The organism is Kothea flammea, from assembly GCF_052161645.1.
In the GTDB taxonomy this organism is placed as follows: Bacteria; Planctomycetota; Planctomycetia; order Pirellulales; family Pirellulaceae; genus Laterigemmans.
Genome location: NZ_CP197414.1, coordinates 6,515,436 through 6,540,645, shown reverse-complemented (window position 1 = coordinate 6,540,645; position 25,210 = coordinate 6,515,436). Strand labels below are relative to the sequence as shown.

The 25,210-nt window shown below is 56.8% G+C and carries 16 protein-coding genes; 4 read left to right on the top strand and 12 right to left on the bottom strand.

All coding sequences use genetic code 11. From position 1 onward, the window contains the following. Positions 1 to 15 precede the first annotated feature (15 nt). Positions 16 to 1,338 (top strand): DUF1501 domain-containing protein, encoded by a 1,323-nt coding sequence (locus tag SH139x_RS24350; RefSeq protein WP_488352348.1) that lies wholly within the window; start codon positions 16 to 18, stop codon positions 1,336 to 1,338. A 70-nt stretch (positions 1,339 to 1,408) separates the two neighbouring features. Here the strand turns inward: SH139x_RS24350 and SH139x_RS24345 are convergent, their stop codons facing one another. From SH139x_RS24345 to tsaB, 11 genes are all read right to left on the bottom strand, one after another. Beyond that, the gene (locus tag SH139x_RS24345; protein WP_488352347.1) at positions 1,409 to 2,698 is read right to left on the bottom strand and encodes a phospholipase D-like domain-containing protein; all 1,290 of its coding nucleotides are present in this window, start codon (positions 2,696 to 2,698) and stop codon (positions 1,409 to 1,411) included. Between the two features lie 117 nt (positions 2,699 to 2,815). Further along, positions 2,816 to 5,413, bottom strand: a complete 2,598-nt coding sequence (locus SH139x_RS24340) for a PVC-type heme-binding CxxCH protein (RefSeq protein ID WP_488352346.1) — start codon at positions 5,411 to 5,413, stop codon at positions 2,816 to 2,818. Then, positions 5,397 to 6,590, bottom strand: a complete 1,194-nt coding sequence (locus SH139x_RS24335; protein WP_488352345.1) for a tRNA-uridine aminocarboxypropyltransferase — start codon at positions 6,588 to 6,590, stop codon at positions 5,397 to 5,399. The genes SH139x_RS24340 and SH139x_RS24335 overlap by 17 nt, the downstream gene beginning before the upstream one ends. 125 nt (positions 6,591 to 6,715) lie before the next feature. Beyond that, positions 6,716 to 7,720, bottom strand: coding sequence for a DUF3500 domain-containing protein (locus SH139x_RS24330; RefSeq protein ID WP_488352344.1), 1,005 nt, complete (start codon positions 7,718 to 7,720; stop codon positions 6,716 to 6,718). 195 nt (positions 7,721 to 7,915) lie between these two features. Then, a complete protein-coding gene (locus SH139x_RS24325; protein WP_488352343.1) occupies positions 7,916 to 9,391 on the bottom strand; it encodes a glutamine synthetase beta-grasp domain-containing protein in 1,476 nt (491 codons plus the stop codon). Further along, positions 9,391 to 12,210, bottom strand: coding sequence for an MMPL family transporter (locus tag SH139x_RS24320; protein ID WP_488352342.1), 2,820 nt, complete (start codon positions 12,208 to 12,210; stop codon positions 9,391 to 9,393). Before SH139x_RS24320 ends, SH139x_RS24325 begins: the two co-directional genes overlap by 1 nt. Positions 12,211 to 12,419: 209 nt before the next feature. Beyond that, positions 12,420 to 15,581, bottom strand: coding sequence for a secretin N-terminal domain-containing protein (locus SH139x_RS24315; RefSeq protein WP_488352341.1), 3,162 nt, complete (start codon positions 15,579 to 15,581; stop codon positions 12,420 to 12,422). Positions 15,582 to 15,680: 99 nt separating this feature from the next. After that, positions 15,681 to 16,745 (bottom strand): cytochrome c family protein, encoded by a 1,065-nt coding sequence (locus SH139x_RS24310; protein WP_488352340.1) that lies wholly within the window; start codon positions 16,743 to 16,745, stop codon positions 15,681 to 15,683. Between the two features lie 29 nt (positions 16,746 to 16,774). Further along, positions 16,775 to 18,070 (bottom strand): 2Fe-2S iron-sulfur cluster-binding protein, encoded by a 1,296-nt coding sequence (locus tag SH139x_RS24305; protein WP_488352339.1) that lies wholly within the window; start codon positions 18,068 to 18,070, stop codon positions 16,775 to 16,777. Positions 18,071 to 18,481: 411 nt separating this feature from the next. Continuing rightward, positions 18,482 to 19,210: a bacillithiol biosynthesis deacetylase BshB1 gene (bshB1, locus tag SH139x_RS24300; protein WP_488356075.1), complete on the bottom strand. Its 729-nt coding sequence runs from the start codon at positions 19,208 to 19,210 to the stop codon at positions 18,482 to 18,484. Positions 19,211 to 19,265: 55 nt separating this feature from the next. After that, complete coding sequence (tsaB, locus tag SH139x_RS24295) at positions 19,266 to 19,985, bottom strand: tRNA (adenosine(37)-N6)-threonylcarbamoyltransferase complex dimerization subunit type 1 TsaB (protein WP_488352338.1); 720 nt, start codon at positions 19,983 to 19,985, stop codon at positions 19,266 to 19,268. A gap of 104 nt (positions 19,986 to 20,089) precedes the next feature. On the opposite strand from tsaB, the gene SH139x_RS24290 reads away from it, so the two are divergent. The 3 genes from SH139x_RS24290 to SH139x_RS24280 all read left to right on the top strand — a co-directional run bounded on the left by SH139x_RS24290 (position 20,090) and on the right by SH139x_RS24280 (position 23,847). Further along, a complete protein-coding gene (locus tag SH139x_RS24290; protein WP_488352337.1) occupies positions 20,090 to 20,848 on the top strand; it encodes a metallophosphoesterase family protein in 759 nt (252 codons plus the stop codon). A 78-nt stretch (positions 20,849 to 20,926) separates the two neighbouring features. Continuing rightward, complete coding sequence (locus SH139x_RS24285) at positions 20,927 to 21,676, top strand: metallophosphoesterase family protein (RefSeq protein ID WP_488352336.1); 750 nt, start codon at positions 20,927 to 20,929, stop codon at positions 21,674 to 21,676. An 80-nt stretch (positions 21,677 to 21,756) separates the two neighbouring features. Beyond that, the gene (locus tag SH139x_RS24280) at positions 21,757 to 23,847 is read left to right on the top strand and encodes an AMP-binding protein (RefSeq protein WP_488352335.1); all 2,091 of its coding nucleotides are present in this window, start codon (positions 21,757 to 21,759) and stop codon (positions 23,845 to 23,847) included. 19 nt (positions 23,848 to 23,866) lie between these two features. On the opposite strand, the gene SH139x_RS24275 is transcribed toward SH139x_RS24280, so the two are convergent. Beyond that, positions 23,867 to 25,186: a nickel pincer cofactor-dependent isomerase, group 22 gene (locus SH139x_RS24275; RefSeq protein ID WP_488352334.1), complete on the bottom strand. Its 1,320-nt coding sequence runs from the start codon at positions 25,184 to 25,186 to the stop codon at positions 23,867 to 23,869. Positions 25,187 to 25,210 lie beyond the last annotated feature (24 nt).

The window sequence follows — 25,210 nt, the reverse complement described above, 5'->3', positions numbered from 1 at the left end:
TTGGAGTTACGCAGAATGTTCCACATCGATCCTATTTTCGCATCGCTCTGCTCCAGTGAGCGGCATTTCCAGCGGCGGACCTTGTTGCGTGGCATTGGAGGTGGTTTATTTTTATCACCTTTGGCCGCGGCACTCGCGCGGGCTGCCGAGGCGGCGCCGGCGGAGCGACCCAAGTCGGTCATCATGCTTTGGTTGGAGGGAGGCCCCAGCCAACTGGAGACATTTGATCCCCACGCGGGTACGAAAATCGGCGGCGACACCAAGGCGATCAGCACCGCCGCTGGCGGAGTGAAAATTTCGCATTTGTTGCCGCAAACCGCGACGCAGATGCATCACGTCGGACTGTTGCGGGCCGTGACCAGCAAGGAAGGTGATCATCAACGAGCGATATACAACATCAAGACTGGTTACCGGCCTGACCCCACGCTAATCCACCCCAGCGTGGGCGCCATTGTCTGCCATGAATCGCCCAGCGGTGCCGATATTCCGCGACACGTCTCGATTTTGCCTGGCAACGCGCCGGCTCGCGGCGGTTATTTAGGCGGACAGTTCGACGCCTTCAAAGTCTACGACCCGGCTCAACCTGTGCCTGACGTGCGGGCCAACGTCGATGATCCCCGTCTCAAAAAACGCTTGGATGATTTGCAAATGATCGCCGAGCGGGAGTTCGCTAGGGGACGACTTCGCGACGCGGCCAGCATGCGGACGCAACATCCCGCCTCCACGTTGGCGGCCCACCAAATGATGAGCAGTCAACAATTGGACGCCTTTGATGTCTCCAATGAACCCGCCTCAGAACGCAAGGCTTTTGGTGAAACACCATTTGGTCGAGGCTGCTTGGCGGCCAGCCGATTGATCGAAGTAGGCGTACGTTGTGTGGAAGTAACTTTGGGTGGTTGGGATTCTCACGTCAATAACCACGGATTGCACGTGAGCAATTGTGAGATTCTGGATGCCGCGCTGGCTTCGCTGCTGCAACGACTCGAAGATCGCGATCTGCTCGAAACCACGCTGGTCGTCTGCGGGGGCGAGTTTGGACGTACTCCGCAAATTAATCCAGCCGCCGGTCGCGACCACTGGCCGCATGGTTTCTCAATCGCATTGGCAGGCTGCGGTGTGCGGGGAGGGGTTGTGCATGGAGCGACCAATCCAAAACCCGATCCGAGTGCAAAGTCACCAGCGGATGACCTCGTCGACGCGGTCGAAATCGGCGATCTGCACGCAACCATTTTAAAAGCGCTCGATCTTCCCTGGAGTTACGAAGCGATGACTCCGATCGGAAGACCGATGAAATACGCGGAAGGCAAACCGATCAAAGCAATCCTGCAAACCGGCTAATAAGACATCGTGGGCGGCGCATCGTGGGCGGTCAACCAACACGCCTTCCAGGTTGTTTTGAAGTCCCGTCTCAGAGCGAGCCGCGAATCAGCGGTACCAACCATTGCCGACAACGCGTTTGAGCACACTTGAAAAGTGATGCGTCTCCCCGCACCATTTCGGGCAAACCCAACCTGTTTCGCTGGACGATTTTGCTGTTTCGCATTCGCCCCCGCATTTGCTGTTCGATCACTTGGCACACGCGTGTATCTTGAATGCAGACACCGAGCTCTATATTCAATCGGTCCGATCTTGCGTCCATGTTGTAACTGCCGATCAACACCGTCTGATCATCGACCAACACCACTTTGGTATGCAGCGTATCGCAGCCGACATACTCGACTAAGCGAACTCCCATCTGCCGGTACTCGCGTTTATCGTTTTGATACGCGGCGTACGGGGCCGTGCGATCGGCCGAGCCCAACGAGTTACTCTGCAAGGTAACTTTTACGCCTCGGAATATGGCGCATCGCAACGCATCCTTCACCGGCCGTTCCAGGACAGGATAAGGAGTTTCGATCCAAATACGATGCTGTGCCGAGTCGAGTAGCGCAATTACCTGAGCCTGGAAATGCCTGGCCGACTTATCGGTCCCGCGATCATGCACCAGGCAAACACAGCCAACGTTCTCAATGCAGATCGGGGGCGAGCAGTCGCTCGGAGTGCCTACGAAATCTTTCCGGCAGGCAGTTCGCACCTCTGCGTGATTACGTACTTTCAGCCCAAGCGAATGTGATTCATCAACCGAGCAAACGTCGCTGGAGTTCCAGAGCGAGCAAAAGTTATCGGTTGCGTGCTGACAAATTTCACCACGGAGGAGAAAGTCCATGTCGACGAAATTCCGTTCCTCTAATCCGAAATGCGAGTCTTCCAGATTGCGGCTGCCAATAATCATGGCTTGGCGATCGACCACCAGCAGCTTGTAGTGTAGGCGTCGATTCATCCAAGCGGGCCGCCTCGCCAGCGGCGGATGATAAGCACGAATCTTGATGCCATCCGCCAGCAACACCTGTTCGAACTCAGCTGGCAAACGCGTCATCAGTCCGTCAACCAACAGCTGTACGGTGACGCCTCGTGCCGCCGCTGCCCGCAGGCGACCAAGCAGCGTGAGAGCGACATCACCCGAGTCAATGGCGTAATAAGCGATACTGATTTCCCGCTCGGCGCGATCAATCAACTCCATACGCGCGTCATAGGCGCTACGATTGCAGCTGAGCAGGCAAAAGTCATTTGCTGAAAGCGTGGCGGCGGAACCGACCAGCAAGCAGAACGCCAAAATCGGGATAACAGCCCAACAGCGATTCCAACAGCACTCCAGCATCGTATTACCCTTGGAGATTCTGTTAGAAACCAAACGGCCAGCATGGCTTATCGGATCCTATCGACATCGTGCGGACATAACTGTGGTTCCACATGTTTCTCCGGAAAGCTCGGCACATTAATCAAAATCGACCCGCATAAGAAACGCTAACAAGTCTCGCAGGTCACGGTCTGTCAATTGAGATATCAAACCAGTGGGCATTAATGAACTTTTCAGCTCGGTCCTCCCCACAACGTCTGATTTCTGAAACACTCGCTCCTTGCCTTGCGAGTCGCGAAACACATCGACGCTGGACGACCTCAGTAGGATACCGCTGAAGACATTTCCGTCGGCCAACTCCAACGCGGTAACAAAGTACTGAGGTGCCACGTCGCGGTTGGGCTGCAGAATCGCACGCAACATTGACGCCCGATCTCCTTGACGGTCAATCAGACTCAAGTCGGGACCGACGACATTCCCGCGGCCAGCATATCGGTGGCACTGGGCACATTGTCCAATTTTTGAATTGAAGAAAATACGCCGACCAGCCAAAGCATCGGCTTCACCTGAGAGCTGATCCAACCGCTCCAGCCAAGCGGAGGTATCTTCGACCGGGGGCCGATCCGAATCGAGCGTACCATCGATAACCATTCGCACTGCAGATCGGGCGGCGGGGTGCCGCGCCGCAATAGCCGCTAAAGTTTCTTTCGCGGCAGCATCCAGCGGCAGAGTACGTAACGCGCGGAGCGCTTCGTGACGAATCGCAGCATCCGCGTCACCGGCCAGGGTGAGCAACAACTGCTGATGCTCCGGTCGGCGTGAATGTCCCAGCCCAGCAATCGCATCACAACGGATTGCTGCGGTTAGCGATTGATCCGCCGCGTAACCGGCTGAGAGCTGCAACTTGTCTTCCGTGGGATGGCTAGCCAGCGCGCGAATGACCTCTTGCAATAAGCCCGCATCGCCAACCGTGGCCAGCTCGCGCAAGAAGGGGGTATCGAGTTGAGGATGCTCAGCGGGGACGAGGCGGAGGGCGAACCCCTTCAGCTTTGCCGGAGTCGCCGAGTCGGTCAACCGCTGCAACAACACCTCCACGTTGGTCACGCCCGCCTGTGGATTACCGGCCAATGTATTCCAAGTCGCCAGGGCAGCCTCGAAGTTTGAATAATCAAGATTTGGTTGCCGCAGTAATTCCTGTACATCGTCCTTAAACTCTGTCAACACACCATCAGCAATCCAACGCAGCACCTCGAATCGGATATCTGGATGAGAGTCCGACCAGAGCGCGCGAACCCAGCGACTGTCACTTAGATCGACGCGCCGGAGTGCCACCAAGGCCATCAACCGATCGCTGTCGGACAACTTCCGCAAGCTTTCTGGGGTCCATGACTCGCTCCGTAGCGCAATTGCCGAGAGTGCCGCGTCGGCCAAAATCGGGTCAGACCCTCGACTCAATGCAAAAAGTTCACTCAGTGAATGTGCAGCGCCACTACTTCGCAACTGGTTGGCAAGCAGAGCGTCAGCATTGGGAGGTTCTGGTTGAGGTTTAAGCCATGAGCCAGATGCTGAATCGATCGTCAATTTCCAAATTCGGCCGCGACCATGAACCTCATAAGAACTGAACACCCAGTCGGTTAAGTAGTAAGATCCGGCGGGACCGACGGCAATGCAGACGGGGCGAAAAAATTCACCACCACGCAGCAACTCGATTCGCTCCGAGCGGTAACCGGCTCCCTCGCGGTGCAAGGGAAAATAGTCGAGACAATGGTTGCTCCAGGAAGGAATTAGGACTCCGCCACCGAGCTGGACGATGCCGCTGGGCCCCTCGCCGCAAGGATGAATCATTCCCAACGTGCCCCGCAGTTCGCCGTTCCAAGCAACGAAAGGATGGACTGGCGAACTGCCATAGACCCACTGAAAACCGTAGTCGGCTCCCTCGATGATTTGCAACAGACGACAGGGTGGTCGGCTGCCGGGATCATTTTCGGCGGCAAACATTTCACCATCACCGCGGACCATCAACCCAAATGGATTCCAGAAACCTTTGGCGATTCTGCGGAGCTGGGTCCCGTCGGTCTGACAGCGAAAAACGCCCCCTTCGCCGCGACCGCTCGCGCGCGTTCCATCGCGGGCCGTTAGCGTCCAGTTGGCACCAAAATTCTCTCCCAACGCAAAGACCAAACCACCATCGGGATGCCAAGCCATTCCGCTCAACCCGTTATGCGGATAATCGGTAACTGTATCGAGCGAGGCAATCTCCTCTTCGAGATCCCCCACGCCATCCCCGTCGCTGTCTTTCACGCGGAGGATGCGATCGCGTTGTGCCAAATACACCCAGCCGTCCGGGCCCAAACGAAGCTGCATGGTGGCAATTGTTTTGTTGTAGAAAACGCGACGGTTGGAACCGTCGGCGTCGAAGATCAAAACTTCGTCAGCTTGCGGTCCGGCATAATCCTCGGGGCGAAAGTGAGTATGGCATGCGACTACCCAAATCTGCCCCTGGGCATCGACATCAATACCGGTGGGGGTCGCCAAAGCGGGATGCTCGGCCAGCAACTCTAACTCAACACCAGGTTGCAAAATTTCAATACGCGGCGCAACCTCGTCAGGCACCCGCGGCGTTTTCGGTTGTGCCTGAGCCGGTGGCGAGGAAATGATCATGCCCCCCAACAACCAGCAAACAATCAGACAGGCTCGTGTTGCCATCACTAATGATCTATCAATGCGAATCGACATGACAAGCCTCGTTGGAGGAATGATGATTTAAGTAACGCACCAAAGCCATCGCCATGGCAAGTCGCGCTGTGGAACGCGAGGTACCGCGATTGAAATCGGCCGGGCTAAAGCCTTGATCCACCAAAAAATCATTCAGAGTTTGTAGCGGTTGTTGATCGTGTATCTGCACCGATTTTAAAACGATCGGCGAAGCAAGGCCAGTTGCCAGGCCAAGTATTAGACGTTGCAGCGCCCGAGCCGTGTTGGGATGATAAACGACGAGCTGATCGGCGGGGCGTAGGAAACAACGCAGTTGACGTTGAAACTCATTCAGCGCAACAGCTTGCGCGGCGATTCCGGCGGGAAGTTTCAAGTGCTCGAGAAAGACGGCATCGGCAAACGATGGGGACTCAAGGGCACACTGAAAATACTCTCCCGAGGCAATTCTTTGGGCAGTGAAATAGACGAAGGGAGCAGCGGGAGCGGCAGCCTGCTGGGGTTGGGATGAACGCCCTGGTGGTAGCTCCCCATAAACGACCACCACGTTGGCGAGGTCCCCAGTGAGGGCACGAGGAATATTAGTGGCGCCCCGCTTGCGACGCATGTTGCGTCTCCAATTCGACGCTTTGTGCTGTAATTGATCATCGACCATCTTATCGAAAGCGGCCAGCAGCCGATCAAAACCGTCGGTGTGTGGTTCCAAAACGCGGAGTGCGGCAACGGTCGCTTCGAGCGTTGAGAGGGCTGCGGCGTTGGGCTCGCGTCGAATGCGAAAATTGCTCGGCGCGGTGGGGGCCAGACGATAGCGGGGGAGACCTTGCAAGCGGGGGATTTGCCCAAACAACGTCTTGGCGTTGGGCCAGGTTCCATCCAAGATGATTAACTCGTCGGGCAGTTCCGCGGTGGTCGCCGCGGACAGCAAGCGGGCGTTATCTCCCGGGTACAACAGCCCCACATTGTCAGCCAGCGGCAGCGCGGCAAAACGCTTTGCCAAGTCGGCATTGCGGTCGACCAGCAAACGGCATCGCGTCAGCGATTGAGCAACGATTCTTGCCGAGTTGAAGGGATGAAAACGTTCGCGCCGATGTTGGAGAATAATCACCGAAGTCTGATTCTGGACTCGCGGGATAAAATCGCAGAAGCAGAGCGAGCGGGGACGAAAACAGCGATAGCAGCGGCTCGAGATCTCTTGATTCATGAGCTTGCGCGCTGCGAACTATCCCTGGAAAAGCACCGCCAAGTTTTCCAACCGACGGTGCGCGAATGTCTAAACTGGGGCACAATTTTTTTAAAATGGGCCGCCATTGCTGATATCGAAGACGGTTAGGCGTTCAGCACAACGTCTGCGGAGTCGGCCACGTTGACCCACACGTGGACGTGGGGCGCACCGCGGAAGTGCCACACGAATGATGGACCTTCCAGACGCCAATTATCCCAAACTCCATCGTCACCGATGTCCTGGTCTTTGTAGAAAGCTAAACGGCAAGCGTCGAGACCGCCTTGCGTCTTGAGGCACTGGATGACTTCTTCTTGATCACTTTGCCGATAAGGCTCAATTAATTTATCGAGCACCTTCTGCACATGCTCACGTTGGTCACCAGCAAGTTCGGTAACCGGGATCCCGGGGATCGCTTGTTTGCCCCCGCGGAAGGCAACATCTTGTTCGCGTGGCGTGTTGTCTAACAACGCCAGCGCACGTTGGCGACCGTCGAGCATCTTGTATAAGTTATTAGCGGCAATCGCTTGTTCCCAAAAAACATTCCCAGTGTGGTTGGCTCCTTCGTTGAAATCAGGCGCGTGTCCGTAAAAAATCGGACCGCCAAAGGCCATATGGTCGGTCGAATTGCCATCGCAGCGCAGCGTCATGTGGCGACCCGTCATCACCATCTGGTATTTACCGTCTCCGGGATTACCAAAGATGGCGATCGATTGTTCGTTGCCAAATCCCCCGGCGTCATCCTCGAGCTGTTGGTAGTATCGCGCGTGCCAATCGGGGCTGATCATCGATTCGAAGATGACACGAATTAAGTCGCGTTGGTCATCACTGTAGAAATCGGAGTTGATCTCTTGAGGCACGATATTCCAGTTGTTGGCCACAAAGGTTCGCAGCAAGCCACGCTGGGGGTCTCGATGATTCCAATCAAAACAGATTGCCTGGCGTTGCTGGTCGGTCAAATTTTTGTGCAACTCAGCAACCAGGGATTCCGTAGTTTTGGGAGTTTCTGGAGAGGCTGCTGTAAGCAACCGCGGGGCGGTGGCCGCAACCACTCCCGATGCCGCGACCGTCCCGAGGAAACGTCGACGATCAAATTCCGATTGAGGCTGCATGGGAAGAAGCTCCTGAGGCGAGGGGTGGGGACGCACAAGTGAAACCTCAGTTTAACAACTCCCAGCTTGCCTTGCCTAGCAAATTGCCGCTGAAGTTCAACCGCTTTGCTGGATTGCTAGAACCACGAACCCCTGTGCTCAAGTCCCTGCGTTAAGGCCCGTGAGTTTAGGCCCCCGTGAGTTTAGGCCCCTGCACTAGGTGTCGTAGTAAAGGTCAAACTCAGTAGGATGGGGACTGGCCGCTACGACGGCGATTTCAGTACGTCGCTTGTGATCGATCCAAGCCTCCACAGCCTCGGGCGTGAAGACGTCACCGCGAGTCAAGTAGTCATGATCGATTTCGATTGCCGCGAGCGCATCGGCCAAGGTTTCGGGGAGTCGATTGGCCTCGTCGAGCATTGCTGTAGAAAGCGGATCAGTGCCCGCCAGGGAACGCGAGTCCTCCGCGTGGGAGCGAGCATCGGGCTGGGGATCGGCAGGTGAGCCGGGCAACAGCTTTTGTTGAATACCATCAAGTGCCGCCATGGCGATGGCGCTAAAGGCTAGATAAGGATTGGAGCTGGCGTCGGTGGGACGAAACTCAATCCGCCGATGCTTGGGGCTCGAAGAAGTCGTCGGCACGCGAACCGCGGAGGTTCGATTGGTGTGACTGAACGCCAAGCGATTGGGAGCGAGTTGCGGCGTGGCCAGTCGTCGGTAGCTGTTGGTCGTGGGGCAGGCGAGGGCGGCAAGGGAACCCGCGTGGTTCAACAATCCACCGATCGCATGCAGTCCCTGATCGCTGAGCCCGCCGTAACCGGTGCCGGCAAACAACGAATCGCCGCCACGGTGGAAATCCAGTTGGGTGTGCAGACCAGAGCCGAGATGGTCACCCACCGGTTTTGGCATAAACGTGGCGGTGCGGCCCAAGCGTTTGGCAACTCCTTTAACAACATATTTGGTGATCATCACCGCATCGGCTGACTTTACCAAATCGTTGGCCCCAATCAACAAAGATTGTTGACCGCTTTGCGCATCCCAAACTTGATGCGCGACAACCGGCACGCCACAGCTCTGCAGCGTTCTCACGACCTGATCGCGAAAACCTGCTTCGCTATCAGGCGGAGCTGACCAGCGAGAATAAGTATCTCGCAAATTTTCTTGACTGGGCAAGCTGGCTGGTTGCCCCAGACCAAACCGTCGATCATTTTGGCCACCGTTGAGCGAGACAAACGCTTCGCGAGGTGTGGTCCGATAGCGGACGCTGTCAAATAGATAATATTCGGATTCAAAAGCGACCAATGTTTGATCAAGCATACCGGTGCTGGTCAAATAACTGGTGGCCTGATGTGCGATGCTGCGAGGATCGAGCGAGAAATCATCTCGCGTGATGGGATCTTGGATACCACAAATCAAATTCAGTGTGGGGATTCCGGCGAAGGGATCGACAAACGCCGAAGCGGGCTCCGGAACAAGCAACAAGTCGATCGGAGAACCATGATTCCAACCCGACAATTCACGGGCCGTGATGCCGACACCATCCTCAAAAATCTGTTCGCCCAACTGGCTGACCGGCATCACATAATGCTGCCACTGACCAATAAAGCTGGTGAACCGCAGGGCGACTGATTTAATATCGAGTTCGCGACAGAGAGCCAGCACGCTTTGGGGCGTTGTCGTTTCCGTAATCATCAATCTGCTTCCCCTGATGTCGTTTCGATAGCCGTGTTATTTCCGCCGCTGCGTAGCACACAGAAAGCCGGCACCAACACCGTTCTCACATAAAAAGTGTCCAGCAACACGCCCAAGCCGAGTGCGAAACCAAGTTCAGTGATGCCCCGCAACGTCCCGGTGGCCTCTCCGCTGCCCAACCCGATGGCGGTTAGCACACCGGGAAACCAAGCTGAGGCAGTCATGCTGAAAAAGGTTCCCGCCATCACAATCCCGCAACTGGTAATAATGCCGCCGGTGCGGGCAACCGCTCGACGCACCGCCGCCAGCGGATGGCTCAGACGTTGTTCCTCTAAAATACGAGTGACCAAGTAGACGTTATAATCCTGGCCGACAGCGACCAAGATCACAAACAGAAAGATTGGTACTTTCCAATCCAGGCCAACATACGTATCACCATAGGCAAAACGGAAAAACAGCACCGTTGCTCCCAACGTTGCATAGTAACTGATCAACACCGTGGTGATCATGTAGAGGCTGAGGTCAAAACGCCACAGCACTAGCAGGAGGACTGCGAAGACGGAGAGCACGACCCAGATTTTTATCTGTTGGGTATCGCGTTTGGTGACTTGCCGCAAGTCCGCGATCGAGGGGATGGTTCCCGCGTAGGCAACGGTTGAGGCAAACCAGTCGGAATCGGGGTCGGTGATGATTGCGTCCAGCTTGTTTTGTACGTTCTTTAGCTCCTCGGCGCTGAGCGGATCGAAGGGATCGCCCGAGGTCACCAAATCAAAACGGACTAGACGATTTTCTAACTCATCGACGTCGCTCCAAAAATACTGTTCGTTAATGCGGTGGGACTGCAACGCGCGTCGCCGCCAGGCGTTACGATCAAACAAGCCCATGCGGACACCAGGGGGGTAATCACCCAGTGGATCATAAAAGTAGCGAACGGCGGTAACCCCTTCGATGGCATACAGTTGTTCTGACAATTGGCGAACTTCTGTTTCCAATTGTTGCCGTTCGACACGTTGTGGACGCACCATCAACAACGTCACCGGGTTGGTTTCACCCAGAGGTAGATTCTCGCGGAGCGAATTAATACCTCGTCGGCTAATTGCCTCCGGTCCCAGTTCGCTGCTGATGTCGTAGGTTACGCGGCCTTCCTCCAAAACACCGTAGATGGCTGGGGGAACCAACAACGCCAGCCCCACTCCCAAAACGAGAATGGGTCTCCGCGTCATCGAGTTGGCAATGCTGCGCCACACGGGGCTTTGCACATCGATGCTGCGCTGCGGGATCTTACCCGGCCAAAATACTCGCGGGCCAATCGCCAGCAATAACGCTGGAGTAAACGTCGTGCAAACCGCCAGCGCCACCAGCAGACAAATGGCGATCACCGGGCCGGAGTAATGGAACTTGCCAAAGTCGGCCACCCACAGCATGGCCAACCCGACAACGGTCGTCATGGCGCTGCCAATCAACGCGTCGGAGACGCGCCCCAGGCTGACCTCAACCGCTTGGTTCCATGGTTGTTGAGCAGCCTCTTCGCGCAGACGCGAAATCAAAAACAAACAATAATCGGTACCCGCACCGAACAAAATAACCACTACGAAGATTCGCGAAGTGGTGAAGATCTTGAGATCCACCCAGGCCAAGCCGGGCACTTGCCAGAGCGAAGCGATCACGGCAACCAGCCCGGTGGCGCAGACGATGGCGATACCAATGGAAATGACCGGCACGGCGACCAGCAACGGCGAGCGGTAGATGATCGCTAAGATTGCTAAGATCAGCACCACGGTTAACAATTCTGTATAGCGAATGGCATCAGCGCTTGACCTCAGCGTTTCCGCGCCGATGGCTGCTGTGCCGGTTGGTAAGATCTGTAAGTCGTCACTGACAAACAGCGAATTGCGAACGCGCACATCGGCAATCATCGCTTCGATTGCCGTCAAGGTGGCAATGTTACTGACCGCCGCCAACTCACTTTCCAGGCGGAGAATAATCAAGCGAGCCCGGCGGGGGCTGAGGCGGTGCCCGATTGCCGGGTCATTCCAAGTCAATACATCGAGCAACGCTTGCCAAGCGGAAAGGTCTCGCTGCGTGATGGGCGGTCGAGCTGTGGCGATCGAGGCATCGAGTTGAAAGGCAGCGGCTTGATCGGTTTCAGCACCTTGAATATCTCCCATCACCCGCCGCAAGAACGCTCGATCCCAATAGGCGATCGCCATCCGCGGCCAAGTGTCATTCACGACCCCCGCGGCCCCTTGGACTTCTGCGAGTCGGTTCTGAAAATAATCGTAGTATTCTTGGTCAGCGGCAATCGATTCATTGAGGGCTAAGTTGGCGCGTTCTAAATAACGCATCACCAGGTCGTCTGTAGGTTGGCTGGTGCCATCCCAGCCCGCCTCCAGGGCGCGGCCAATGCTGACTTCAGCCAAGCGGTGGTAGAGTCTGCGGACTAAGTCCAAAGCGACATAGATGTCGGACTTTGTTAGCGGTGGTCGGTTGACCTGCTGGCCGTTGCCTCTCCCTTCAGCTTGTTGTTGATCCGGCGGTTCCGATCCGCTGCGGCTGATGACCAACAGCATTTGGCTGCGGCTGAGGTCGTTGGGAAACGCTCGATCGAGCAACTTTCGGCCCGTCACGCTGGGCAGGTCGGCGGGCAAGTAGTCAAAGTCGCCATCATAAGCGATACTCTCCCAACTTGGCGCCCACAGCCTCGAAGCGACGGCGGCCCCGCACCAAAACAGCAAAATGAGCGGCCACCAGCGCAGCACGATTCGTCCCAGCGTGCCGCCCATGTCGAACCGTCGATTCGATTGGCCTGCAGATATCAAGCGAATTCAGCAAGTAAGAGGGGGATACGTGACCACAGCTTGATTATGGAGCACAATCGGCCGACTCCACCAGGGAACGGGCGGGAAAAAAATACCCCCAACATTCCAGCTCAAGGCGAAAAAGAGCAGCGGAGAGAAGTTAATTCCCCAGATCCATATCGCAGCCGAGGGCCGCTCTAAGAGGAATCCCCCATTGTAACGCTGCAGGTTTATTGTATCGCCGCAGCACCAAAGGGCTTCACGATGCCGTTATTTTGCGGCCTACGCTGATTGGCCGGCTGATTCATCGGCGGCGTGGGATTGTCATTACGGCCCGCAGCAGCATTGCCATTGCCAGCAGGATTCTGGCGGTCGTTGCTGCTCTCCCCCTGGGGCGTCAGAAAACGTAGTGCCATTTCCAGCGCAGCCGGATTGACCGTGCCAGGAAGCTGGCGAATCTCCATCGCCCCTTGAGGCTGTGCCGCTTGGTCGACTTGGTCGATCATTTCGCAGATCAACTCAAGCAAATTAGGGCCCTCAGCACTCACCAGCAGCGTGTTGCCAACCGGATCCACCCCAATGGAGAGCTTGCCTTTGAAACTAAAGTTAGCTTGACCACTTTCCTTGCCCCCGTCCGCATCGACGAGATTGCTGCCGCCACTGTCACGATTGCGGGGCTCATTTTGGTTCCCGCTGCCGGGTCCGCCGCCCCCAGCCCCAGGCTGTCTGCCACCGCCCTGACCGCCACCACCACCGAATGCTTTGTCGTTGCTGCTGAGCAAATCGCGATAAGCCTCCTTGATCGTTTCGGCAACCGTCGCCGCTCGCGAGTATTTAATGGTCACCAAACGTGTGTACCGACTGACGCTGCGATCGACAGGCTCCGGCACGTCCCATAGTTCAATCAGTTCGCCAATCGTTTTCAGCTGACTGCGAGTCGCGCCAATCACCACGATCGTACCGGTATCATTGTCGGCAACAAATCGCAAACTATTTTGCTTTCCCAGCCCTTCAGGTTGATCATCACTTTGATCATCGAGACCAAAGATCATCCACGGAAAACCACTTTCGGAATCGTCGTCCTCCTCCTCGAAGTAATCTAATAAGTTCAATCGCATCCAAGACGCCGTCGCGTTCCTAATCGTAAACACCGAGTATGGTTTTTGCGGCGGTGCGACCTCGAGCATTAGATTTTCCAGCCGATCCAAAGCACCCGTATCTTCACTGCTGATCATTAAATTTCCTTCCGCATCGATTTCAATGCGGATCGGCGAGCCGGCAGTTGCTTGACCGTCGCTTGCTGAGACATTCTCGGGGGCAAACAAACGATCAAAGTCGTCAGCGGACTCGACTCTCGGTGGGGCGGGGGGCCCTGCTCGATCTGCTGGCTTATCTTGGCTTGCTGGCTTGTCTTGAGTTGGCGAACCGGTGGTCACCAATTGATAAATGTCAACCTGTTGGCCGGCATTCCTCTCCGGCAGTTCATTATCCTTGCCAGCCGGTTGCTTGTCGCCGCCGTCAGGCGAAGCGCCCTCGGCGTCCTCAGTCGCATCTCCATCATCGCCTCTGAGCAAGCCAGTTTGAGGTGCCGTGAATTGATCTTCCGAGGGCAAGATGATTTGATTGGGAGCGGTTGCGTTGAACCTTTTTTGCAGTTGGCGAAGGTACTCGAGCGTTTCCAGAGAAGTTGACGCTTCGATCAAGCGAGTTGTGCGGCGACTGCCACCCTCGGGAGGAAGTTCGCCGAGTTTGACCAACAGGTTTCGCACTTCTTCCATTTCTGACTCATTCGCCCATAACAGCACTTGGCGGTAGCGCACATTGGCTGCCACGCGAAAGCGGTCTTTGGAGGTTTCCTCCTGACCGCCGCCGAAAAAGCCAAACATCATTCGCCGGCTGCGCGAATTATCCTCTTCCTTTTCCACTCCCATCAGAAACTGAATCGATTCAGCCACTTCGCGAGCATCGAGCCGACGCAGCTGGAGGACTTCGAACTTTCGCGCCGAACCATCTAAGCGATCGGCGAGTGATTTGATGATGTACCGATCGGCGATGGAACCGGACACGATCAGAGCTTTGTTTTCTTTGTCGACTCGCAACCGGGTCGTTGGTTCGAGGATATTCATATCGCCCACAATTTCAGCTAATCGCTCGGGGTTCAGCGAGGTGAGCCGCAAGACCTGGACGCGTGACTCGACATCGGCCAATGATTGTAAGCTCTGACCGGGGACGTCCACTTGTTTGATAAACTGGGCGGCGATGGCTAAACGATCCGGGGGCGCATTGACGAGCAACGAATTGCGTCGGTTGTTCGTGACGATCGAAATCTCTGGTTTCTTAGTATCGGGCATTCCCGGTTGCTTGCCGCCCCCCTGTTGCATCATCTGCTGCTGCATCATTTGCATCTGCCGCATTTGCTGGGGGGAGACCGCCGGGTTGGCCGCAGCAGCTGATTTGTCTTCGATGCCTAGAAAAGCCGACAACATTCGCTTGGCTTCCTCGGCCGGCAAGTAGCGAAGTTCAAACTCTCTCGCCAAGTCCTCGCGAGCTTGCCCCGTTTGCTCCTCGCGAATCAAGGAGGCGATCTGGCTCAAGTTGATCGCGGTGTCCATCGCCTCCAAGCGGTTTGTTTGCTCCAAGGCGACCAATCGACCGTTGCCGCTGATCAGTGGCTTTAACTCCTCAGCCAATTTACCCGCCAATAACCAACCGCAATCGAGCGACGTTCTGACAAACGAATTGGGCTGCAGGTTGTCGAGCTGGTCGGTGCTGACGCGGGGCACGATCGCAGGATTGATATTTTCAGTTTTAACGACTGCTAAACCGCCATCGAGTTCCAGCATGGTGAAACCGCGAGTCAGCAGATGACGATTGAAGAGGTCGCGAGTTTCCGCCACCGTGTATCTGCCGGGGGAGGCCAAGTTGACAAAGCCGCCCGGCAATTCCTGCCAGTCGAGGGGCAATTGCGAAACATCGGCCAGCCACTCCATCAGTGCTGGCCAAGGTTGATTGCGAAAGGAGAACGCTAACTTGCCATCGTCATCGGGGCGGACTTCGAGCTCTTTAGGATCGGGCGGTTGGGGAGGTTTTTCGGCCCGCGTAACATCGCCTGCTGCATCATCTTTGGCGGCCGGTTTTTCTGTGGACGGCCCTCCAGACGGCCCTCCCGGAGGCTGACCAGGAGCCTGCCCAGGTGGCTGCCCGGGCACGGAGCCACCCTGGGCAGGCATGCCGGGAAAGCCGCCGGCGGCCATTCTGGCTTTGAGCTGCGCCGCCTTACTGGCCGGTACCGAAATCTTTTGCCCACCGGGACCTTCGATCTCCACCATCGGCTCATCCTGGACAATCGCTAAAGCGCTAAATCCCAGGATCAATAGAAAAGCCCAATTCATGTCAAATGATCTGCAGTAATAATGAGAAGACCTCGGTCCAGCCACACCCCTCTCAGTATGCACCCAGTGAGCAGACTTTTCAATGAATTACAGCGCAGCCTATTTCCAGCGACTTCGCTCGGGAATGAATATCTCCAGCGATTCCAGCGTGGCGGGGTTGGTGGTGGCGGCAAACTCGAAGCCAAGTTGGGCGACTTGATCAGCCGCAATCGTCAATGGCTCTCGCTGGTTAATGACCAAACGTGCATCATCGTAGATGGCGACCGCTGCCAGCACTTGGGGATTTCCAGTCTTCTCACCCACGCTCCTCAAACGGGCCGCCGCCCGAGCCGTCCGTTCCGCCGCGTTGATGCCGAAAGCGGCCACTTCCGTGGCGGCAGCCGTGGCCCGCAAGCTGGCTTCCAAGTCAGCCATCATGCCAGCGACAAACATCAGCCGCATGCGGCCGGGGGAGCTCTCCAAGTTCTGCTGGCCATCGCTGCGAACAAAATTGTGCCGGACCAAACCTTGTGACCAGCTGACGAATTCAAACTCCAAACTCCCCGGATGATGGCCACCAATGTTGACCAACTGCTCATCCTGGACCGTGTGACAACGGTAACAACTCTGAGCCATCAGATACACATTCGAGGGATTCCGCATACCCTGAGCAATCGCGGTGGCAATCCGTTGCTGACGATGTTCCTCCGGCTCGGTTTGCCGCGTCACGGCCGGTCCACCATAGTCGTGATGCCCGTCGAACCAATCAGCAGCCGCGCCATGGCACGACTCACAAGAAACTCCCGCCACCGTGACGGGGCTGCCCGCTTCCATTTTCTGAGTGTAATGACAGCCGATGCAGCGATCATCATATTTAATCGAACGGACACCCAGGTTGCGAGCAATCTCCTTGGCTTTGGGGCGGCGGTGCAATTCCTCAAACGTTTTCGAGTGGGGCGTCTGCCGCCAAACGGTAACTTCCGAGGCATGACATTTAATGCACGCATCGGCGGTCAACACTTTACTTGGATCGGCCACGCTGGCGGGACTCACCTTCGGCAGCTGACGAGACGAAGTCGCTTCTGCGGACACCGCACCGTTGGCAACGTTAATGACCACAGTCAAGATCATCCAGGCCGCGAAGGCAAGTCCGCTAGCGACTATCTTTAGATTCCAAGTTTTCATCACAGCCTCTTATCGTGTTGTAACGCGTGTTAAGCTTCAATGGTGGTGTTTGTGATTGGTTCGGCGAGGCAAGCTAGCACTTCGTCATCACCGATGGGGCCATAGCCGGGCGTGGTTAGGTAACGCACCTCGCCGGCCAACTTGCGAACTAAGCAGCTGCCGCAATCGCCAGCGCGACAACCCGCTTCCAGCGAAACGCCTTGCGACTCGGCTGCCGCGAGAATCGTGGGGTGGGCCGGGGTGCAGAGCACGGTCTGGCCGCTCCGTGTTAATTCCACGGCAAACTCGTTTTTCCCAACCGCTTGCCCGTCCCCAACCGCTTGCCCGCTGGCACCACCATCCGCGGATGCGATTTTTTTTGCCGCCGGCGGACCGCCAAATGTTTCATAAGTGATGTGCTCCGTTGACACACCTAGGTCGACTAGCTCGCTGTGGAGTTGTTCAAGCATTTGCAGTGGCCCGCAGAGCATGAATTGGCCGTGGGGGATGCTTGCGGTATCCTCCTCGCCATACATATTGATGCGACTGCGACGCATGATTTCATCGCCAGTCAGCCTGCCCAGGCCGGCGGCCCAAGCTGGTTTTTCGCGCAGCTGGCCACTTAGATAAACATACAACCTGACGCGTGGATTCGCCGCGGCCCACTTGGCGAGTTCGTCTAGCAAAGGAGCTTGGTCGAGTTGGCGGACTTGATAGAACAACTGGATGATGCGTTGCGGTTGCCAAGTTTGATAATGCCGCGCTAGCGAAACCATCGGCGTGATGCCAATGCCGGCGGCGATCAAATGCAATGGCACGTCGGGGTTGGTATCCGCAACAAACTGGCCGCCCGGCGCCCGCGCCACGAGCGTATCACCCACCTGCACCGTGTCATGCAACCGTGTGCTGACTTTTCCCTCCGCCAGACGTTTCACCGTGATCCGATAGTAGCGACCATCGGGGGCTGCCGAGAGGCTGTAGCAACGACTGATAAGCGGACCATCAGCGTCTCGCAGACCGACCGTGAGAAACTGTCCCGGCTGGAACGTCGGCAAGGGACCACAATCGGGGTCTCGCAAATAAAACGATTTACAGTCGATCGCCACTTGCTCAATCCGAAAAACAAGCATCTCGCGCCAACCTTGCCAAGCCGGCCTGCGATGATGCAACGCCTGGCAAGCCCGCTGATAATGACCGGCTAGCTCTGCTGCCTGGCGAGCCTGCTGCTGGACAGCCTGCTGCCGCTGGTCATGATCGCGCACATGTTGACCGTAGATCGTCGCGATCTGCAGACCGCCAGCGATAACGAAGCAAGCTCCGGCAATCAGAAAAAGGGCGACGAACATCCGCGATTTTCAGTGAGGTTCGATAAGTGAGGTTCGCTAATAGCGACGAACGGGAATGACGGGTTGTAGCGGTGATTTGCTTTGCAGCAACTTGACAGACCAGACGGCCAGCAACGAATGCGCACCTGACGATCACCGCGCAGCCGCACCAGCGGGACGCACCACCTGAGCGGAGCCCGTTCAAACCTAGCATCAGTTCAGCTGTCACGAAGGACGCCGCCCAGGAAAAGAGTCGGGGCGCAGCAGCCCTCAATGCCGGCTCATCCTTGGTGGCGGCTCATCCTCGATAGGCAAGTCCCGAGATCACGATGGTCAAAACTATACCTTTTGGTATACATTTAGCCGGCACCCCGGCGTGGCGGTGGGAGTTTGGGAAAGCAGCAAAGTCCGTACTCGCGTGTCGCCCAGTCGTCAAATCAGATGAGCGAGCGAGTTGAGAGCCAGCGGTTCGCGAGTCGCCAGCGGTTCGCCGTAACGACGGTTAATCAGTCTTCCCCAGTAAGCCGCATCGTCGCGAAAGCGATCGACCAAGGTTGGTGACTCGGTGGGGCGGCCGGTAATAAATTGGCTTTCGTAACAGCAAATCGCTCGCAGCTTGGCCTCCCACTGTTCGCTGATATCGAGAATCACGTCGGGGCGAACCGCTAACCTTAGATGGATGCAGTAGTAATAGTAGAGTCGTTCGGGATGATGTGGGCTGCCCGCCAAGTCGGGCTGGCCAGCCATTTCGGTCTTGGAAAGTTTTGCCCAGAAACGGGCCGCTTCGACCAGAGCCGTGGCCGCGACGTGATCGGGATGGGCGTCTTCCCAGTAGGGCGCGAACAGCATCCGCGGTCGGGTCAGCCGGATGATGCTGGCAACTCGCTGGCGGGCTGGTAAATCGGCAACCAACATGCGATTGGTCAGACCGGCGTTAAACCGCCAGCTGATCCCCAGCACTTGACTGGCCGCCGCAGTCTCCCGCTGGCGCAACTCCGGCGAGCCGTGCGGGGTTGGTTCGCCGGTGGTCAAATCGAGGATACCGACCCTCAGTCCCTCGGCCAGCATTTTCAGGATTGCGCCCCCCATCCCCAGTTCGGCATCATCGGGATGCGGGGCGATGACCAGCACGTCGAGCGGTTGGGAGAGTGGCCCGGGCAGTTGGAAATCGGGAGTTTGGAAATCGGGAGTCTGGAAATCGGGAGTTTGGCTAGGGTTATTCAAGCGACTGCCCTTGGCGTGCGGAGTTTTTTTTCTCGGCTGCGGCACTTTCCCGCAGATAATTCGGCTTTAAATTTAACGGATCGACGGCTTGCCCTCGGCAATGGACAGACCACCCCAGGCGTCCCACTTCCTCGGCACGTGGCGTCCAATAATCACTGGTGGTGACACGACCATGCTGGCAGGCTTGCCACTGTTCGGCCCATTCACCACGCGACGACCAGACGTCCCCGGCGGCGAGCAACCCAGGTGTGTTCAATTGCTGCCGCCACTGCGTTTCGTCGATGACTTGGGTTGCCATCAACGGCTGGCCGTCGGCTGCTTCACGTCGCCAGAAGACTTGGCCGCGATAGGCATTGAGCACGGCATCGTACCCGGTTTGCTCGGGAAAATCGCGTCGCATTGGCAAGATCATGGCTTGCAGGGTATCAACCGCGGCGACGGGGCAACGGAGCGCATAGGCCAACGATTTGGCCGCCGTCACCCCGATCCGCAATCCGGTGAACGAACCGGGCCCGACCCCGACGCTGATGCCCTCCAGTTTGCCCCCGGCGGCGCGGAGGCGGCCCAGCAGGCTGTGCAGTGCGGGGGCTAACGTTTGCGCGGTCCGTTGATCGGCGGCCAGCACAATCTGTTCAACCGGGCGATCTTGCCTAAGCAGCGCAACGCTACCCAGCCGACAGCTCGTTTCGATGGCAATTTGCCAGTGGGTCATGGGAGTCCCGTGAAAAACAAGTTAGACTCTTTTGTTGAGTAATCTTTATCCGCAGGGGGAGCATTCCCCCCATAACCTCGCCGACGTTCGGAAAGCTAAGTAGCGTGAGACGAGCCTTAATCAGCGATATCCATGCAAACCTCGAAGGTCTCGAGGCGGTGTTGGCGGATGTGCGCACACAATCGGTTGATGAAATTTACTGTCTGGGCGACGTGATCGGCTATGGCCCCAATCCCTGCGAATGTCTTGATTTGGTGATGAAACACGCCAAATTATGCATTTTGGGAAATCACGATCAGGCGGCTTTATTTGACCCCAAGGGGTTCAATCCGGTCGCCTTGCAGGCCATCTATTGGACTCGCGACCAACTGGACCAGGGTCCGGGGTCGGCCGATCAGATCAATGCCCGGTGGGATTTTTTGGGAGAGCGACCGCAACGGCATGTGGACGGCAAGTTTCTTTTTGTACACGCTTCGCCACGCGATCCCACGAACGAATATGTTTTCCCTGAGTATGTTTTCGATCAGAGGAAAATGGAAATTTTGTTCGGGAAAGTTGAGCGGTACTGCTTCAACGGTCACACGCACTTACCTGGCGTATTTACCACGGGCTGCGAATTTATTTCCCCCGAGGACTGTGACCACCAGTACCCGCTGGGGCAAGAAAAGCTGATCATTAACGTGGGTAGCGTCGGCCAGCCACGGGACGAGAACCCCAAGAGCTGCTACGTGGTGCTCGACGATGAAGCCATGATGGTCTATTTTCGTCGTGTTCCCTATGAGGTCGACGTAACAGCCAATAAGATTTACGCCGAAGATCAGCTGGCAAATATGCTAGGTGATCGGCTTAAGCACGGCCGCTAAGCCAACCTGCAGCTTCCCCTCCGCAGCGACGACGATCGACGCCGCGGCGCACACTCGAAAAACGATTGCTGAGGCGCGGTGACGAAACGAGCAATTCTGAGCGATATTCACGGAAACTTGGCCGCCCTGGAGGCCGTGTTGGCGGATATCGAAGGACAACAGGTTGACGAGATCATTTGCCTCGGGGACATCGTTGGCTATGGTCCCGATCCATGTGCGTGCTTAGATCGCGCCATGACTTTCTCCTTTTCCATCTTGGGCAACCACGACAACAGCGCGTTGTTTGACCCCGAAGGATTTAACGCGGCGGCCGAGCAAGCCATTTTTTGGACGCGTCGCCAGCTGGAGTGCGGTGACTCGCAAGCCGACAGCCTGCGGCGGCTGGAATTTTTAACGCAGATGCCACGGACTAAATTGGAGGGACAAATTCTGTTCGTGCACGGTTCCCCGCGTGGCCCCACCAATGAATATGTCTTCCCCGAAGATACCTACAATCGGCGGAAAATGGAAAAGCTCTTTTCATTGGTGCCGGGGATTTGTTTCCAAGGGCATACCCACGTGCCGGGGATATTTACTTCGGATCTACGATTTATTCGCCCCGGTGAACTGGGGGATTACTATTCATTGACCAACGACAAAGTCATGATCAACGTCGGCAGCGTCGGCCAGCCGCGCGATAACGATCCCCGCAGTTGCTATGTAATCACCGACGGCAACACCGTTCGCTTTCGGCGAGTTGAGTACGACATCGAAGCAACCGTGCGAAAGATTGAAGCGATCAGCGATCTCGACAATTTTCTTGGTTATCGATTGCGGGATGGTCACTAGGCATGACTGGCCGCGACGTTGCTTTTAACGGTGCCGCACCCGCATCGATAGGAGAGCTTGTCCGGTTTCGTTCCGCGGCAATGCCTGACCTTGTCGCGATCACGCACATCAGCGCTGACGATCAGCAGACCTCACTGACCTTTCGCCAACTGCACGAGCGAGCTGAGCAGGTGGCGGAAACGCTCGAACAGCTGGGACCAGCTGGTAATCGGGCCCTGCTGCTATATCCGCCGGGCACCGAATTCTTAGTTGCTTTCTGTGGTAGTTTGATTGCCGGCTGGACCCCCGTGCCAACTTGTTTTCCTCGCCGCGGACGGAACATGTCGCGGCTCGACTCCATCGCCAGCAGCTGCCAACCGGCCGCTTTGTTGGCCGATCGTGAAACGCTCGCATCGGCCGCCACCGAGCGGTGGCACCCCCAAGCAGCCAGTCTCCCGCGGCTCGCCACGGACGATCTATCCGCTTCCCTGTCAGCGGCTCAAAGAGGCAGGCTGGCCACCGCGGGAACAGAGTCGACTCCGCCACTCTCACCGGGACTTGCCCTGCTGCAATTTACCAGCGGTTCAACCAGCCAGCCGAAAGGTGTGATGGTCGGGCACGAACAGCTGATGGCCAACTTGGAGGCAATTCGCCTGGGCTTCGGACTCGACTTTCATGATCCGCGTCAGACGACTAATGCCAACGTCGTGTTTTGGCTGCCGGCATTTCACGACATGGGCCTGATTGGCGGTTTACTGACTCCGCTGTACCTCGGGCTGCACACGATTAACCTCGCTCCGCAAGACTTTCTGACTCGCCCGCTGCGTTGGTTGAGTACGATCTCGCGATACCGCGCGGAAGTCACCGGCGCGCCGAACTTTGCCTATCAATTGTGTATCGATCGCATCCAAGAAGCGGACGCCGAACAGCTCGATCTCAGCAGTTTGCAAGTCGCCTTCTGCGGGGCGGAACCGATTCAGCCACGCACCCTGGAAATGTTCGCCAACCGCTTTGCTCACACCGGCATGGCGGCCACTTCGCTGATGCCCTGTTACGGCTTGGCTGAAGCCACGCTGTACGTTGCCGGGCTGCGACACCGATCAGACAGCAAAAGCCCCGCTGCAATGCTCACCCTCGACCGCAACGCCTTGTTGCGGGGCCGCGCCGAAGAGGCGGACGCGACTGCTCCGCCGGCGACGACTCGTCGATGCATCGCCAGCGGCTTTGCGGCGGTGGAAACTGAATTGCGAATTGTCGACCCCGAAACCTGCCAACCACTCTCCGACAACCTCGTCGGTGAAATCTGGATTCGCGGCAGCTCGGTCGCGCACGGATACTGGCCACCGCAATCAACGGATGCGGGCGAGCGCGACGCGGCGAGCAGCGAAGGTTACAGCAGCCAAATATTCAATGCTCGGTTGGCAAACCAACCTGACGACTCGGCCGCCTACTGCCGGACGGGCGATCTAGGATTTATTCGCAACGGGTTATTGTTTGTCACTGGACGCCGTAAGGATCTCATTATTCTGCGGGGCCGCAATCATTATCCGCAAGACATCGAACAAACCGTGCAGCGAACGCTGCCCTCTGCGGTGGGCACGATTGCCGCTTTTGCAGCCGACGGTTTAACGGGTGAAGGATTAGCGGTCGTCGTCGAGGTCAACCGCGATGTTAAACAGCATCGTTTCCCACAGCTGATTCAAGAAATTCGCGGAGCGATCATCGATCAACATGAGATCGACCCGCGGCACGTGGTGCTGGTGCGGCTGGCCTCCATCCCGCGAACCACCAGCGGTAAAGTTCAACGCAACGAATGCCGGCGGCAAATGGAGCGAGACGAGTTGAACGTTCGCCATCGCTGGGACCGCGCCGAGATGCGGGTCGATGGTGCCCCGCAGGCGATCCCTTTGGTTCCGGCAAACCCTTCCGCCGCGGACCACGCTACGCTGTCGCAGACCATCGAACAGTGGCTGCTGACTTGGTTGTCATCCCGCACCGGCGGTAGCCTTGAACAGCTAGATCCGACGCGACCGCTGGACGACTTTGGGCTTGATTCTTTTTCGGCGTTTGAATTGAGCGGCGAATTGGAAGATTGGTTGGGCCTGCGTTTGACACCCGACATGGCGTTCCAGCATCCCACCCCGCGGCAGTTGTCGCGATATCTGGCTGAGCAGTTAATCGCCGAGCCATAAGTGGCAAGCAAGTATTGACTTAGTAAGGCTTTGCTGGGGTTAAAATATTTCCAGCGGCATCAAAAGTGAATGCTTCAGGTTGGCTAAGCACCTCCAAGTCTTCCCGCTGAACCGCGTCGGGGTAATAGGCTTCGCTACAGAGCAATTCGCCAAGATGTAAGGTGTCATGAATCCACAGCCAACGCAATTGCTCGCTGGCCTCCCAGCCCGACTGGGACAAGGCAGCCTCCAAAGCGGCCTGATCGGAGGCAAAATGAGCCGGCACGGCGGCGGCCGTGATGTGCCCCGCGGTTAAAGAATTGACCTTCGTCGCTTCGTAATCGATCGTTTCGAGAACCGCTTGGTGACACAATTCGGCCAAGCCAATTCCGGCCGCATTTCCATGCGTTCGCTCGGTCAAACTGCGGACATAAATATGTCCAACTTTGGGATATTCATCGGGGCCGGCAACCTTATCACTTTGCTTGCGTCCAATGATATTCGTATCCATACCAGTGCCGCTGATATCTTTGCCAATTTGATCGACAATCAACAGATCGGCGCGATCAAAGGGCAAACGCGGCATCAGCGATTGCGCGATTTGCAATAATTGCGGCTCGCGGTTCAACAAGTCAGCCTGATCAACCGCTTCCACCGAGAACGTCGCATCCAAAGCATTTTCAATAATTGCCAAACCGATCGTCAGCGGGCGCCGCGCTAAGATTAAGGGGATCGCTGTCTTGATCAAGCGATCGAAAGCAATCCGCTGGTTGGCCCGGTGATAGATTGCCGCTCCATTGCGTTTCCCCAAACCGATCATCAACATCTTTGCCAAGCCACTTTGGTAATCGCCAGCAAAGCGGGTGTGCGGTTTCACACGGTTGACGACAATTAGATGATCCGCCGCGAGCGAAACCAAGTCGGTGTGGACTGGGATACCATCCACCGTGGTGCCCAGCAATTCGGTGTCCATCGAAGCGTGCACTTCGCAACCCGCCGTCTCGGGAGTCACACCGAGGCTAGCCAACATTTCAGCCTGACCCGCCGCCGTGCCACCGCCGTGACTACCCATGGCTGGCACAATAAACGGCTTACCACCGACCGCATCCACGTAACGAACCACCGCCGCGACGATCTCGGCAAGGTTGGCAATGCCCCGGCTGCCAACGGCAATGGCGACCGATTGTCCCGCTTCGATGCGGTCACCGAGGCGGACGCGTTCCAGCTCCTGCCGGACGGCATCCCCGGGAGTCGCCAGCGAGCGTCCATCAAAATATTGACGTACGCGAAACATCTTCGGCAACGCATCAGGCGACAAAGAACCAGGCGACAAAGAACCAGGCGACAAAGAATCCGACAAGGCATCATCCTGTGAAACGGCGGT